A 12,747-nucleotide genomic window follows, 5' to 3' on the forward strand; every position below is an offset into this window, starting at 1 on the left:
TGATGGTCCGACGAGTAGATCTCACCGACCAGGCGGCGGCGCTGCTGCGGGACCTGACCGGGCGGCACGGCCCGGTCATGTTCCACCAGTCCGGTGGCTGCTGCGACGGCAGCTCGCCGATGTGCTACCCGCGCGGGGAATTCCGCGTCGGTGGCTCGGATGTACTGCTGGGCTTTCTGCCCGACGACATCCCGTTCTGGATGAGCGCCGACCAGTTCGAATACTGGCGGCACACCCATCTCACCGTCGACGTGGTGCCCGGCCGCGGCAGCGGCTTCTCGCTGGAGGCACCCGAGGGCGTGCGGTTCCTGATCCGCTCGCGCCTGCTCACCGACACGGAGGTGGCCGAGCTGGACTCCCAGCCGCCACCACCCACCGGTGACACCGTGATGTGAAACACGCGCTATCACATCGTTTCCGCAGGTCGGCGGCGCTCGACACGCGCCGCTGACCTGCGTGATCCACGGCCGTAACAGTCGTCAACCATTCTTCAACCCTCGACGATCACCGTTGCCGTCGCTACGCGCTTGTCTTTTGTTCGATGAGGAGTTCCTGTGAGTACCGACGCGATTCCCGCCACCGGCGCGGACACGCCAGCCGACGACTATCTGGCCAAACGCACCCTGCGCTCCGGCACCGCGGGCTGGGTGCTGCTTGCCGGGCTCGGCGTGAGCTATGTGATCTCCGGGGACTACTCCGGCTGGAACTTCGGCCTGGCCGAAGGCGGCTTCGGTGGTCTGCTGATCGCCGCGGTCGTCATCGCCGGAATGTATCTGGCCATGGTGCTCGGCATGGCCGAGCTCTCCTCGGCGCTGCCCGCGGCGGGCGGCGGCTACACCTTCGCCCGCCGCGCGCTCGGCCCGTGGGGCGGATTCGCCACCGGCACCGCCATTCTCATCGAATACGCGATCGCGCCCGCGGCCATCGCCACCTTCATCGGCGCGTATGTGGAGTCGCTGAACCTGTTCGGGATCACCGACGGCTGGTGGGTGTACCTGGCGGTCTACGCGCTGTTCATCGGCATCCATCTCAGCGGCGCGGGCGAGGCGCTCAAGGCGATGTTCGTGATCACCGGGATCGCGCTGGTCGGTCTGGTCGTCTTCGCGATCGCGGCGCTCGGGAAGTTCGACGTCGCCAATCTCACCAACATCGCGCCGGACCCCGACGCCACCGGCTCCTCGTCCTTCCTGCCCTTCGGCTACCTGGGCATCTGGGCCGCCGTGCCGTTCGCGATCTGGTTCTTCCTCGCCATCGAGGGTGTGCCGCTGGCCGCCGAGGAAGCCCGCGACCCGGAGAAGAACGTGCCGAAGGGCATCATCGTCGCGATGCTGCTGCTGGTGGTCACCGGCGCGGTGGTGCTGTTCCTGGTGACCGGCGCGCTCGGCGCCCAGGATGCCTCGGCCTCGGGCAACCCCCTGGTGGAGGCGCTCGGTGACAGCCCAGCGGCCAAGGTGGTCAACTACATCGGCCTGGCCGGACTGGTCGCCAGCTTCTTCTCCATCGTCTACGCCTACTCGCGGCAGACCTTCGCGCTCTCGCGGGCCGGCTACCTGCCCACCAGCCTGTCGGTGACCAATTCCCGCAAGGCGCCGGTGCTGGCGCTGATCGTGCCCGGCGTGATCGGTTTCGCGCTCTCGCTCACCGGCGAAGGTGCCATGCTGCTGAACATGGCCGTGTTCGGCGCGGCGGTGAGCTACGTACTGATGATGGTGAGCCATATCGTGCTCCGGGTCCGCGAGCCGAACATGCCGCGCCCCTACCGCACGCCCGGCGGCATCGCCACCACCTCGTTCGCGCTGGTCATCGCGGCCGCCTCGGTGGCGGCCACCTTCCTGGTCGACCCGAAGGCCGCGCTGTTCACCCTCGGTGTGTTCTGCGCCTTCATGGCCTACTTCGGCCTCTACAGTCGCCACCACCTGGTGGCCAAGTCGCCGGACGAGGAGTTCGCCGCGCTCGCCAAGGCCGAACAGGACCTCGAGTGACGCCACGCTGACCCATGCCCCACCGCTCGGCCGCCGGACCCCGCGGCGGCCGAGCGCCGACCACACTCGCGAAAGGAGGACGGCGCCCGGTTCCGGCGCCTGCACTCTGATGACGGTGTACCGCAGCACGATCGACGTCACCAGCTACACCTTCGACGGGCTCGTCGAACTCATGGCCAAGGCCACGCCCTTGCGCAGCGGCGACCAGCTCGCCGGGTGCGCGGCCGCGACCGACGCCGAGCGGGCGGCCGCGCAGTGGGCGCTGGCCGACGTACCGTTGACCACCTTCCTCTCCGAGATGCTCGTGCCCTACGAGACCGACGAGGTCACCCGGCTGATCATCGACAGCCACGACCGTGCCGCGTTCGCGCCGATCGCGCATCTCACGGTCGGTGGGCTGCGGGACTGGCTGCTCGCGGTCGCCGCCACCGACGACGCCGCCGCCGCCACCTTGGCCGCCGTCTCCCCCGGACTCACGCCCGAGATGGTGGCGGCAGTCAGCAAGATCATGCGCAACCAGGACCTGATCGCCGTCGCCAGGGCCACCGTGGTGACCGCGGGTTTCCGCACCACCATCGGCCTACCCGGTCGCTTGAGCACGCGGCTGCAACCCAATCACCCGACCGACGATCCCCGCGGGATCGCCGCGGCCACCCTCGACGGCCTGCTGCTCGGCTGCGGTGACGCGGTGATCGGCATCAACCCCGCCACCGACTCACCGCAAGCCACCGCCGACCTGCTGCACCTGCTCGACGAGGTGCGCACGCGCTTCGACATTCCGACCCAGTCGTGCGTGCTGTCCCACGTCACCACGACGATCGGACTGGTCGAGGCGGGCGCACCGGTGGACCTGGTGTTCCAGTCGGTCGCGGGAACCGAAGGCGCCAACTCCGGTTTCGGCGTGAACATCGCGCTACTGCGCGAGGGAAACGAAGCGGGGCGCTCCCTCGGCCGCGGCACCGTCGGCGACAACGTGATGTACCTCGAGACCGGACAGGGTTCGGCGCTGAGCGCGAATGCCCATCTGGGCGTCGGTGATCGGCCGGTCGACCAGCAGACGCTGGAAACGCGCGCCTACGCCGTGGCCAGGGATCTACAGCCGCTGCTGGTGAACACCGTGGTCGGATTCATCGGCCCCGAATACCTCTACGACGGCAAGCAGATCATCCGCGCCGGGCTGGAGGACCACTTCTGCGGCAAACTACTCGGCCTGCCGATGGGTGTCGACGTCTGCTACACCAATCACGCCGAGGCCGACTCCGACGACATGGACACCCTGCTCACCCTGCTCGGCGCGGCCGGGTGCGCCTTCGTCATCGCGGTACCGGGCGCCGACGACGTGATGCTCGGCTACCAGAGCCTGGCCTTCCACGACGCCCTCTACGCCCGTCAGGTGCTGAACCTGCGCCCCGCACCGGAATTCGAGGCGTGGTTGTCCGGGCTCGGCATGCTCGACGCGAAAGGACGTATGCGCCAAGTGGAACCGCTGTCCTCACCCCTGCGCGCCCTGGCGGGCACCCGATGAACGGCAGGCAGCGTGCGCGGTCCGATTCGCCGCCCGCCAGGTCCGCCACACCAGCCGTGCCGACCCCGGAGATGCCTGCGGCCCAGCGAGCAGCCTCATCACGTCCACCTGCCGCTCGCGACTCAGAATCCGCAGCGGACCCCCGAGCCGACTCCAACCGCACGAACCTCTCCAACCGCACGAACCTCGACGATGCCGCCGCCGGGTCACCGCACGAAGCCGACCCGAACTACGCCACCCGATCCCCCAGCGAGCCCGACCTGGACTTCGCCGCCAGTTCAGCCGGCGAAGCGGAGCCCAGCCCCGCAGCCGCCGGCCACACCGGTGCCACAGTCGGCGCGGCGGCCGCCGGCACCCGGACTCCAGTTGACACAGAGGCCGACTGCGCCCGAAATTCCGCAGCCGAGCCTGGCCGACGGCCGTCCACTACCGGAGCGGGTCCGGCCGTCACCATGACACGTGCAGCAACAGGTTCGCCGGAACAGGCCCCAGCACAAGCTTTCTGGCACGAACTGCGCAACCATACGCAAGCCAGGATCGGACTGGGCCGAACAGGAGACGCACTGCCGACAACCGAGGTGCTCGCCCTGCGCGCGGCACACGCGGCAGCGCGGGACGCCGTCCATGTGCCGCTGGATATCCGCGGCTTCACCGAGCAGATCGCGAACACCGGCCTCGGCACCCCGGTTTCGGTGGTCAGCCGGGCCGCCGACCGCTCGGAGTATCTGCGCCGCCCCGACCTCGGCCGACTGCCCGCCGACCTGTCCGCCGTCGAAAACAGCGGTGCCGATATCGGTTTCGTCCTCGCGGACGGCCTGTCCCCGCACGCACTCACCGAGCACGGCGCCGGACTGCTCGCCGCCTTGGCGGAGGAACTCGCCGATCGCTACGCCCTCGCGACCCCGGTCATAGCCACCCAGGCGCGCGTGGCCCTCGGGGACCACATCGCCGAGGCGATGGGCGTGCGCACCGTGCTGGTGATCATCGGCGAACGCCCAGGCCTCTCGGTCGCCGACAGCCTGGGCGTCTACCTCACCCACCTGCCCCGCCCCGGCCGCGCCGACTCCGAACGCAACTGCATCTCCAATATCCACCCGCCCGAAGGACTCACCTACCGCGACGCCGCCCGCGTCGTCTCGGGCCTGGTGGCAGGTGCGCGCACGCTCGGCCGCTCCGGTGTCGACCTCAAAGACACCTCACGCACCGATGCCGTCACCGCCGCCGACTCGCAGATCATCGAAGGCACGTGAAGCTCACCACGCCCGCGCGCCGTCGGCCCTGAACAGCACAGTGCCGGACGGTCCGCGCCCGACACCGACATTCCCGGGCCGACCCGTTCGACGCGAACCGGGACAGCGCGCTCCATAGAGTGTTGCCCATGATCCGCACCGCCGCCCTCGCCCATGTCCGCGACCGCAGGCTGATCCAGACGCGCCCGGAAGGCAAGGACGTCTTCTACATGGCCGGCGGCAAGATCGACCCGGGCGAAACCCCCTTACAGGCGTTACACCGCGAGATCGAGGAAGAACTCGGCGTCGGCCTGTCCGGCGTCGCCGAACTCGGCATCTTCGAAGCCGAAGCCTTCGGCCACGGCAAGAACACCCCACTGCACATGACCTGCTACCTAGCCGATTTCACCGGCGAACCCGTCGCCACCGGCGAGATCGCCGAATTCCGCTACTTCACCGTCAGCGAATACGCCGCCATGGACCAGGTGGCCCCCGGCTCCATGCTGGTCTTCCGCCGCCTCCACGAACTCGACCTCATCGACTGGTGATTGCTCACGTCCCGCTGCAGCTGATCCTGCGACAGGAACGCTGCCCGCCGGTTGATCACCGCGGGCAGGCGAGGCCGCGGTCGTTCGGAGATCGCCACGCGACCGAATCATGCGAACGGAAGCGGGTTTCGGTTGTCACATAGTGACCAGAAGTGTTGAGCCGCAGGATCTCGATCGACCTGACCCGGCCGTCGTTGTTCTCCAGCCGGACGATCCAGTACTGCTCGATGCCGAGGCGGGCGTACTCCGCGCGCTTGTCCACGCAGTCGGCGGTGACCGTCGCCGGTGACACCACTTCGACGACGAGCAGGGTGTCCGCCGCGGTGGGTTTGGTCTTCCACCTGTCACGCGGGCTTTCGATACACCGGTTGACGATGGCGTCGGGCCGACGGAGGTTGAACGGCACGGGAGGAATCAGTTCGGTACACCGCGAAACGAAGCGAGTGGAGTGGCCGATGGTACAGCTGTGAATGTGCCGATCACCACTGCCCCGATGACCGTCGCCGAACGCAGGGCCGCGCTGCGTCGACTAGTCGCACTGTTCGGCCTGATGAACACGATGATCGAGTTGAGCGCGCACGGCGCTCCCCGGTCGATGGCCGAACACGCCACCGCCGCGCGCGATCTCGTGGGTGAACTGGTCGCCGACCTGGCGGCAGCCCGCTAGGTCGACGCCGGTTTCGGCGGGTCGGAACCCTCGGTGCCGTTCGGGATGACGCCGGGATCGGTGCCTTCGTCGGCCTGCTGATCCGGTTCGGGATGCTCGGGCTCGAAGGTCTCCGGCAGGCCCTTGAGATGCTTGTTCATCGACCGGACCAGCAGCGCGGTGCCGACCAGCAGCACCAGGATCACCAGCAGACCGAGTGGGGAGGCCTTACCGAATTCGGGTCCGGTCGGCGTGCCGGGGTTTTGTGCGAGGAGAACGAGCATCATCGGTCGGCGTCCTCGATGCCGGCGAACAGGTCGGTCTCCGGGATGGCGGTGCGCACCCTCGTCTTGGCCAATTCGAACTCCTCGGTCGGCCAGAGCCGCTGCTGCATCTCCAACGGGATCGCGAAGAACGCCCCGTTCGGATCGATCTGAGTCGCGTGCGCGCGCAGGGCGTCGTCACGCTGGGGGAAGTATTTCGAGCATTCGATCTGGGTGGTCACCCGGCTCCAGGCGTCGCCGCGGCGCCACTCCCGCATCCGGTCCAGCCACTCCTGCAGCGGGAACTTCTCACCGATGCGCTCGTACTCCTCGGCGAAGGTCTCCAGCCGCTTCATGCTGAAGCCGTGGTCGTAATAGAGCTTGAGCGGTGTCCACGGTGCGCCCGCCTCGGGGAACTTCGCCGCATCGCCCGCGGTCTCATACGCGGCCACCGACACCTCGTGGCAGCGGATGTGGTCCGGGTGCGGGTAGCCGCCGTTCTCGTCGTAGGTGGTCATGACGTGCGGCCGGAACTCGCGCACCACCTTCACCAGCGCCTCGGTGGACACCTCGAGCGGCACCAGCGCGAAGCAGCCTTCGGGCAGCGGCGGCAGTGGGTCGCCCTCGGGCAGGCCGGAGTCGACGAACCCGAGCCAATGCTGACGCACGCCGAGCGCGTCGGCGGCCGCGGCCATCTCCTCGCGCCGGATCTCCTCGATCCGGTCGAGGACGCCGGGGGTATCCATGGCCGGGTTCAGGATGCTGCCGCGCTCACCACCGGTCAAGGTCACCACAAGGACCTCGACGCCCTCGGACGCGTACCTGGCCATGGTCGCGGCGCCCTTGCTGGATTCGTCGTCGGGGTGTGCGTGCACCGCCATGAGGCGAAGGCCACTCACGTCTCGTTCACCATCGCTCTCGCTCGCGGGTGTCAGAACTTCGTTCCCTATAGTTCCATCCGACCCCCCGTTTGTTCCGACCACCCCCGGGAGCGCGAAACCGATGACCGAGCCCGCACCGCAGTCCGCCGCGGCCTCGGCCGCCGCCGCAGCCCGCCACGCCGACCGTTACGGCACGAAACCACCGGTGCGCCGCCCCTGGCTGCTCGGCGCGCTCGGCGTCGGTGTGCTGGTCGCGGGCCTGGTCGTCGCCTTTCTCGGCTATCAGAAGTACGGCCCGAAGCCGATCGAGACCGAGCAGCTCGGGTACGTGGTGGTCGACGATGCCACGCTCACGGTGCGGATGAAGGTCACCAGGGACGAGCCGGAGCGGGATGTGGTGTGCTTCGTCCGGGCCATGGATCGCGACGGCGCCGAGGTCGGCAGGCGGGAAGTGCTGGTGCCCGGATCCGAGCACCAGAGCCTCGAGGTGGCCACCACGGTCAAGACCTCGGCCAGGCCATCGGCGGGCGACATCTACGGCTGCACCGACGACGTGCCCGCCTATCTACGGGTGGGTTGACCGGCCTCGCCTAGCCTGACCTGCATATTTATGAGACATGCTAAAATGGCCTGATACACGGTTCCGGGGCTCGGAGCCGTGTTTGCTGCATTGGCGGCCAGCGATGCTGTTCCGGGTTACGGGTTCACCCCCAGGATCGCTCCAGCCGTCGGGCCCGCGCATGCCTTCCTCACGGCCGGTACCGCGCGGGTTTCAGGGAATCCCGGTGCGCCGGGAACAACTACTAGGGAGTGATCGAGATGACCGAGAATGTGACCTGGCTCACCCAGGAATCGCACGACAGGCTCAAGGGTGAGCTGGACTCGCTCATCGCCAATCGTCCGGTCATTGCCGCCGAGATCAACGAGCGTCGCGAAGAGGGCGATCTCAAAGAGAACGGCGGCTACCACGCCGCGCGTGAGGAGCAGGGCCAGCAGGAAGCGCGCATCCGCCAGCTGCAGGAACTGCTGAACAACGCGAAGGTCGGCGTCGCCCCCACCAAGTCCGGTGTGGCTCTGCCCGGCTCGGTCGTCACCGTGTACTACGACGGTGACGAAGACGATACCGAAACCTTCCTCATCGCCACCCGCGAAGAGGGCCTCGGCGCCACCAACCTCGAGACCTACTCGCCCAACTCGCCGCTCGGCGGCGCGCTGATCGACGCCAAGGTGGGCGAGACCCGCGAGTACACGCTGCCCAACGGCAACACCATGAAGGTGACGCTGGTCAGCGCCGAGCCGTACCACGGCTGAGCGAGCGCCCGCCGAACCTGAACCCGAACGCGAACGGCCGCATCCGAAGCTCGGATGCGGCCGTTTCGTCATCTGTGGGTGCCCGTCAGCTCAGTGCCTGCTCGACATCGGCGAGCAGATCGCTGATGTCTTCGATACCGACCGAGAGCCGCACCAGATCAGCGGGCACTTCCAGCTCCGAACCCTCGGTGCTGGCGTGAGTCATCGCGCCGGGGTGCTCGATCAGCGACTCGATCCCGCCCAGCGACTCCGCCAGGGTGAAGATCGTGGTCCGCGAGCAGAACTTCAGCGCCGCTTCCTTGCCGCCAGCCAGGCGCACCGAGATCATCCCGCCGCTGCGGCGCATCTGCCTCTGCGCGATCTCGTAGCCGGGGTGGGTGGGCAGGCCGGGGTAGATGACCTGCGATACGGCCGGGTGATTGGTGAGGAACTCGGCGATCACCTCGGCATTGTCGCAGTGCTTCTCCATCCGCACCGCGAGAGTCTTGATACCGCGCAGCGTGAGGAACGCGTCGAACGGGCCGGGAACCGCACCGGCACCGTTCTGCAGGAACGCGAACGCGGTGTCGAGCTCCTCGCTGTTGGTGATCAGCGCGCCGCCGACGACATCGGAGTGCCCGCCCAGGTACTTGGTGGTCGAGTGCACGACGATGTCGGCGCCGAGCAGCAGCGGCTGCTGCAGGTACGGGGTGGCGAAGGTGTTGTCGACGACCAGCTTGGCGCCCGCGCCATGGGCGATATCGGCCAGCGCCGGAATGTCACCGATGCTCAGCAGCGGATTGGTCGGCGTCTCGATCCAGATCAGCTTGGTGTTGGGCCGCACGGCCGCGCGGACCGCGTCCAGATCGGCGATGTGGGCGGGCGAATGCTCGATGCCCCACTGGGTGAAGACCTTGTCGATGAGCCGGAAGGTGCCGCCGTAGGCGTCGTCGGGGATGACGATGTGATCGCCGGGACGCAGGATCGCGCGCAGCGCGCAGTCGGTCGCGGCCATGCCGGAGGCGAAGGCCCTGCCGTAGGCGCCCGATTCGAGAGCGGCCAGGTTGGCTTCCAGCGCGGTGCGGGTGGGATTGCCGGTGCGCGCGTACTCGTAGCCGCCGCGCATGCCGCCGACACCGTCCTGAGCGAAGGTGGAGCTCGCGTAGATCGGGACGTTGACCGCGCCGGTCTGCGGGTCGGGCTCGTAGCCGGCATGGATGGCCCTGGTCGAGAATCCCAGCTCACTCATGGGCTCAGACTAGTTGGCGGGTTTCCAGTGCACGCGCAGGGGTGTCGAGGGCGTACGAAGTGCCCGATTCGCCGGTGGGACTGCCGTTAGGCTGACGCCATGGTGACTGTCGAAGAGTTGTTCGCGATCGATCCGCTGCTGTCGCCGGAGGAACGCGAAATCCGCGATACGGTGGCCCGATTCGGCGAACGCAGGTTGCGCCCGCAGATCGCCGACTGGTTCGAGCAAGGCACCTTCCCGGCCAGGGAGATCGCACCCGAACTCGGCAAACTCGGACTGCTCGGCATGCACCTGGACGGCTACGGCTGCGCGGGCGCCTCGGCCACCGCCTACGGCCTCGCCTGCCAGGAACTGGAGGCCGTCGACTCGGGGGTGCGCTCGATGGTGTCGGTGCAGGGCTCGCTGGCGATGACGGCCATCCACTTCTACGGCTCCGAGGAGCAGAAGCAGCAGTACCTGCCCGCGATGGCGGCCGGTGAGCTGATCGGCTGCTTCGGGCTCACCGAACCCGACTACGGGTCCAACCCCGGCGGGATGCGCACCAGGGCCAAGCGCGACGGCGACGACTGGGTGCTCAACGGGTCCAAGATGTGGATCACCAACGGCTCGGTCGCCGATATCGCCGTGGTGTGGGCGTACGCCGAGGAGCCAGGCCAGGACCGGCCGCGCGTGCGCGGCTTCCTCGTCCCGGCAGGCACACCCGGCTTCACCACCAGGGAGATCCACCGCAAGCTGTCGCTGCGCGCATCGCTCACCGCCGCACTGGATTTCGACGACGTGCGGCTGCCTGCCGAAGCGGTGCTGCCGGAGTCGGGCGGCCTCGGCTCGCCACTGGCCTGTCTGAGCGAGGCGCGATTCGGCATCGTCTTCGGCGCGCTCGGCGCGGCCCGCGACTGCCTGGCCGCCACGATCGACTACGCCCGCACCCGCGAGGTGTTCGACAAGCCGCTGGCCGCCTACCAGCTCACCCAGGCCAAGCTCGCCGACATGGCGCTCGAACTCGGCAAGGGCCAGCTGCTCGCCTTGCACCTGGGTCGGCTGAAGGACCGGCACGAGATCACCGGCGAGCAGATCAGCGCGGGCAAGCTCAACAGCACGCGCGAGGCCATCACCATCGCGCGCGAGTGCCGGACGATTCTCGGTGCCAACGGGATCACCCTCGACTACCCGGTCCTGCGGCATGCGAACAATCTGGAATCGGTGCTCACCTATGAGGGCACCGCCGAGGTGCACCAGCTGGTGCTCGGTAAGGCGCTCACCGACACCAACGCGTTCCGGTAGGTCAGGTGCCGGTCGGTAGCGAGCTGCCGACCGGCACCTGCCGCAGCAGGCCACCCGCGTAGGCGAGCACCAGCACCGCCACGACCACGGTGAGCACGGTCAGCGCGAGCGGCACGGTGACCGCGACCGGCACGCCGACGGCGGTGAGCGTGGCCACTCCGCCGCCGCCCCAGATCAGCGCAGCCGTGAAGCGCCCGAGCAGTGCCGCGTACGGCGAGCGCCGCAGCACGCTCGCGACGCCGCGCCGTGCCGTGTATCCCGCGGCGGCCGCGACGACCGGATTCATGCCGAGCAGCTGCACGGCCGGGTCGGAGAGGTGCACGGCGGTCCTTTCGCACGCGGAGCTCGTTTGCCGGAAGTTCTCTCGAATCTGTTATACCGCTTCAGGATCCACCGCAGGCACCGTTCGTGCAACTCGACCGGAATCGGCCGATGACCTGCGTTCCACGCCAGTCTTCCCGCTCCCGCACCAGGTCACAACGCTGTCGGTTGCTACCCTGCGTTGGTGTTCTCGCCCGGCCCCGTTCTGCTCGAATTCTCGGCACGACGCATTTTGAAACAGTTGAACATCACTTATGGCGCGCCCGCGGCGGCCGCCGCCGCCGAGTTGCCCGCGCTCTCCGCCGAGCTCGATCAGCACGCCGCCGCCGTCCGCGACATTCTCGAATTCGGCGTCGCCGAATCGGGCGGGGTCGTGCTGAGCGTCCTGCTCGCCGCGTACGCGCGCGGGCTGCTCGACCAAGCTGCCGTCGACATGCCCGGCTCCGCGGCCGTCGCGCCGTTGTCCTGGCATGATGCCGGCTGGCTCGACCTGCGGTTGGCCGCGGTATGTCAGTACGCGGCCCTGCCCTGAGACGACGACCGGCGCCGTGCCACCGCTCGGGTGGCACGGCGCCGTAGCCCGGCGTCGCCGTACGCTCAGCGCGCGGTGTCAGTGCTCCCGCCGGGCGCGACCCACTCCTGCGCTTCGCCGGCCGCACCAGGACGCGGGGCGGCCTCGCCCGCCCGTGCCGCGTCTTCCCTGCCGCGCTGGTAGGCCTCGGCATGCCCCTTCATCGCGGGCATCTCCGACTCCAGGCCGCCGAGCCAGCGATTCCACCGCTGTTCCATCGGCCGCACCAGGCCGCCACCGACACCGACCACCAGGATGCCGCCGATGGTCGCGAGCACGGCGATCAGTACCGGAGTGGTCACCGAGGTCGCGACCCCGATCTGGTTGAGCGCGGCGATGATGCCGATGCCCCAGATGAACACCGCGGCGATCCGCCCGAGCATCGGCCCGTAGGACATCCCGCCGAGCATATTGGTGACCAGATCGCTCACCGCGCTCGCGATCGCCGCCGCGATCACCACGATGACGATCGCCACCGCCGCCTTCGGCAGCCAGGCCACGATGCCGTTGAGCAGGTCACTCACCGGATTCGGCCCGAACACCCCGAAGCCGAGCTGGAGCGCGATCAGCAGAATCGCGTAGTAGGCGAGCTTCGCCAGCAGATCCGAGGCGTCGTATTTGCTGCGCGACATCATCGTCTTCAGCTGGCCGCGTTCGACCAGTCGATCGAAGCCGACCCGTTCCAGCACGGCGTTCACGATCCTGGCGACCACTTTCGCGATGATCCAGCCGACGATCAGAATCGCGAGGAACGCGGCGGCTTTGGGAACGAATTGCGCGACCGAACTCCACGCGTCGGTCAAGCCCTGCTGGAAATCAATGGCAACGAGGGAGGTATCCACAGCACTTCCTTTCGTTCATCCCGGCCGCGGCTTATCAGCCGAAGCGCACCTGCCCAGGGGGTTCCCCGGATCCGGCCTGCGAATCGCGGAATTAGCGATGAATTTGCTCCCAGCGCGAT

Annotated in this window: 16 protein-coding genes; 10 read left to right on the plus strand and 6 right to left on the minus strand. The window is 68.4% G+C overall.

Annotated elements, in window-relative coordinates; all coding sequences use genetic code 11:
• Positions 1 to 2 precede the first annotated feature (2 nt).
• The 5 genes from ACFOW8_RS11985 (at position 3) to ACFOW8_RS12005 (ending at position 5,284) form a co-directional block, all read left to right on the plus strand.
• Positions 3 to 395, plus strand: coding sequence for a DUF779 domain-containing protein (locus ACFOW8_RS11985; RefSeq protein ID WP_378550064.1), 393 nt, complete (start codon positions 3 to 5; stop codon positions 393 to 395).
• Positions 396 to 554: 159 nt separating this feature from the next.
• On the plus strand, positions 555 to 1,982 hold the full coding sequence (gene eat, locus ACFOW8_RS11990; protein ID WP_378550067.1) for an ethanolamine permease: 1,428 nt from the start codon (positions 555 to 557) through the stop codon (positions 1,980 to 1,982).
• 109 nt (positions 1,983 to 2,091) lie between these two features.
• A complete protein-coding gene (locus ACFOW8_RS11995; protein WP_378550070.1) occupies positions 2,092 to 3,507 on the plus strand; it encodes an ethanolamine ammonia-lyase subunit EutB in 1,416 nt (471 codons plus the stop codon).
• A 452-nt stretch (positions 3,508 to 3,959) separates the two neighbouring features.
• Positions 3,960 to 4,757 (plus strand): ethanolamine ammonia-lyase subunit EutC, encoded by a 798-nt coding sequence (eutC, locus tag ACFOW8_RS12000; RefSeq protein WP_378550073.1) that lies wholly within the window; start codon positions 3,960 to 3,962, stop codon positions 4,755 to 4,757.
• Between the two features lie 128 nt (positions 4,758 to 4,885).
• On the plus strand, positions 4,886 to 5,284 hold the full coding sequence (locus ACFOW8_RS12005; RefSeq protein WP_378550076.1) for an NUDIX hydrolase: 399 nt from the start codon (positions 4,886 to 4,888) through the stop codon (positions 5,282 to 5,284).
• A 55-nt stretch (positions 5,285 to 5,339) separates the two neighbouring features.
• On the opposite strand, the gene ACFOW8_RS12010 is transcribed toward ACFOW8_RS12005, so the two are convergent.
• Positions 5,340 to 5,756, minus strand: coding sequence for a Uma2 family endonuclease (locus tag ACFOW8_RS12010; protein WP_378550732.1), 417 nt, complete (start codon positions 5,754 to 5,756; stop codon positions 5,340 to 5,342).
• On the opposite strand from ACFOW8_RS12010, the gene ACFOW8_RS12015 reads away from it, so the two are divergent.
• Positions 5,751 to 5,951, plus strand: coding sequence for a hypothetical protein (locus tag ACFOW8_RS12015; RefSeq protein ID WP_378550079.1), 201 nt, complete (start codon positions 5,751 to 5,753; stop codon positions 5,949 to 5,951). The two genes, ACFOW8_RS12010 and ACFOW8_RS12015, sit on opposite strands and share 6 nt — an antisense overlap.
• Here ACFOW8_RS12015 and ACFOW8_RS12020 read toward each other — a convergent pair.
• Both ACFOW8_RS12020 and mca read right to left on the minus strand, forming a co-directional pair.
• Positions 5,948 to 6,217: a hypothetical protein gene (locus tag ACFOW8_RS12020; RefSeq protein ID WP_378550082.1), complete on the minus strand. Its 270-nt coding sequence runs from the start codon at positions 6,215 to 6,217 to the stop codon at positions 5,948 to 5,950. The genes ACFOW8_RS12015 and ACFOW8_RS12020 overlap by 4 nt on opposite strands.
• Positions 6,214 to 7,074: a mycothiol conjugate amidase Mca gene (gene mca / locus ACFOW8_RS12025; RefSeq protein ID WP_378550734.1), complete on the minus strand. Its 861-nt coding sequence runs from the start codon at positions 7,072 to 7,074 to the stop codon at positions 6,214 to 6,216. Before mca ends, ACFOW8_RS12020 begins: the two co-directional genes overlap by 4 nt.
• A 121-nt stretch (positions 7,075 to 7,195) precedes the next feature.
• On the opposite strand from mca, the gene ACFOW8_RS12030 reads away from it, so the two are divergent.
• Together ACFOW8_RS12030 and greA are read left to right on the plus strand one after the other, a co-directional pair.
• Positions 7,196 to 7,654 carry a DUF4307 domain-containing protein gene (locus ACFOW8_RS12030; RefSeq protein WP_378550085.1) on the plus strand — a complete coding sequence of 153 codons (459 nt, stop codon included), beginning with the start codon at positions 7,196 to 7,198 and terminating at the stop codon, positions 7,652 to 7,654.
• 239 nt (positions 7,655 to 7,893) lie between these two features.
• The gene (gene greA / locus ACFOW8_RS12035; RefSeq protein WP_218719513.1) at positions 7,894 to 8,385 is read left to right on the plus strand and encodes a transcription elongation factor GreA; all 492 of its coding nucleotides are present in this window, start codon (positions 7,894 to 7,896) and stop codon (positions 8,383 to 8,385) included.
• A gap of 85 nt (positions 8,386 to 8,470) precedes the next feature.
• On the opposite strand, the gene ACFOW8_RS12040 is transcribed toward greA, so the two are convergent.
• Positions 8,471 to 9,613 carry a cystathionine gamma-synthase gene (locus tag ACFOW8_RS12040; protein WP_378550088.1) on the minus strand — a complete coding sequence of 381 codons (1,143 nt, stop codon included), beginning with the start codon at positions 9,611 to 9,613 and terminating at the stop codon, positions 8,471 to 8,473.
• Between the two features lie 99 nt (positions 9,614 to 9,712).
• Between ACFOW8_RS12040 and ACFOW8_RS12045 the strand changes: the two genes are divergently transcribed.
• Positions 9,713 to 10,894 carry an acyl-CoA dehydrogenase family protein gene (locus ACFOW8_RS12045; protein WP_378550091.1) on the plus strand — a complete coding sequence of 394 codons (1,182 nt, stop codon included), beginning with the start codon at positions 9,713 to 9,715 and terminating at the stop codon, positions 10,892 to 10,894.
• A gap of 1 nt (position 10,895) precedes the next feature.
• Here ACFOW8_RS12045 and ACFOW8_RS12050 read toward each other — a convergent pair whose 3' ends face one another.
• Positions 10,896 to 11,216, minus strand: a complete 321-nt coding sequence (locus ACFOW8_RS12050) for a hypothetical protein (RefSeq protein ID WP_378550094.1) — start codon at positions 11,214 to 11,216, stop codon at positions 10,896 to 10,898.
• Between the two features lie 240 nt (positions 11,217 to 11,456).
• Between ACFOW8_RS12050 and ACFOW8_RS12055 the strand changes: the two genes are divergently transcribed.
• Positions 11,457 to 11,747 carry a DUF6401 family natural product biosynthesis protein gene (locus tag ACFOW8_RS12055; protein ID WP_378550096.1) on the plus strand — a complete coding sequence of 97 codons (291 nt, stop codon included), beginning with the start codon at positions 11,457 to 11,459 and terminating at the stop codon, positions 11,745 to 11,747.
• A gap of 65 nt (positions 11,748 to 11,812) precedes the next feature.
• Here ACFOW8_RS12055 and ACFOW8_RS12060 read toward each other — a convergent pair whose 3' ends face one another.
• Positions 11,813 to 12,628: a mechanosensitive ion channel family protein gene (locus ACFOW8_RS12060; RefSeq protein ID WP_378550099.1), complete on the minus strand. Its 816-nt coding sequence runs from the start codon at positions 12,626 to 12,628 to the stop codon at positions 11,813 to 11,815.
• Positions 12,629 to 12,747: the final 119 nt, after the last annotated feature.

It is taken from the genome of Nocardia rhizosphaerae (assembly GCF_042650365.1).
Classification (GTDB): domain Bacteria; phylum Actinomycetota; class Actinomycetes; order Mycobacteriales; family Mycobacteriaceae; genus Nocardia; species Nocardia rhizosphaerae.

What these genes read in the sequence shown, in the direction of transcription:
- eutC (WP_378550073.1), top strand. Translation starts at nt 3,960, where the DNA reads ATGACACGTGCAGCAACAGGTTCGCCGGAACAGGCCCCAGCACAAGCT.
- ACFOW8_RS12005 (WP_378550076.1), top strand. Translation starts at nt 4,886, where the DNA reads ATGATCCGCACCGCCGCCCTCGCCCATGTCCGCGACCGCAGGCTGATC.
- mca (WP_378550734.1), bottom strand. Translation starts at nt 7,074, where the DNA reads ATGGCGGTGCACGCACACCCCGACGACGAATCCAGCAAGGGCGCCGCG.
- ACFOW8_RS12045 (WP_378550091.1), top strand. Translation starts at nt 9,713, where the DNA reads ATGGTGACTGTCGAAGAGTTGTTCGCGATCGATCCGCTGCTGTCGCCG.
- ACFOW8_RS11995 (WP_378550070.1), top strand. Translation starts at nt 2,092, where the DNA reads ATGACGGTGTACCGCAGCACGATCGACGTCACCAGCTACACCTTCGAC.
- ACFOW8_RS12020 (WP_378550082.1), bottom strand. Translation starts at nt 6,217, where the DNA reads ATGATGCTCGTTCTCCTCGCACAAAACCCCGGCACGCCGACCGGACCC.
- greA (WP_218719513.1), top strand. Translation starts at nt 7,894, where the DNA reads ATGACCGAGAATGTGACCTGGCTCACCCAGGAATCGCACGACAGGCTC.
- ACFOW8_RS12030 (WP_378550085.1), top strand. Translation starts at nt 7,196, where the DNA reads ATGACCGAGCCCGCACCGCAGTCCGCCGCGGCCTCGGCCGCCGCCGCA.
- ACFOW8_RS12040 (WP_378550088.1), bottom strand. Translation starts at nt 9,613, where the DNA reads ATGAGTGAGCTGGGATTCTCGACCAGGGCCATCCATGCCGGCTACGAG.
- ACFOW8_RS11985 (WP_378550064.1), top strand. Translation starts at nt 3, where the DNA reads ATGGTCCGACGAGTAGATCTCACCGACCAGGCGGCGGCGCTGCTGCGG.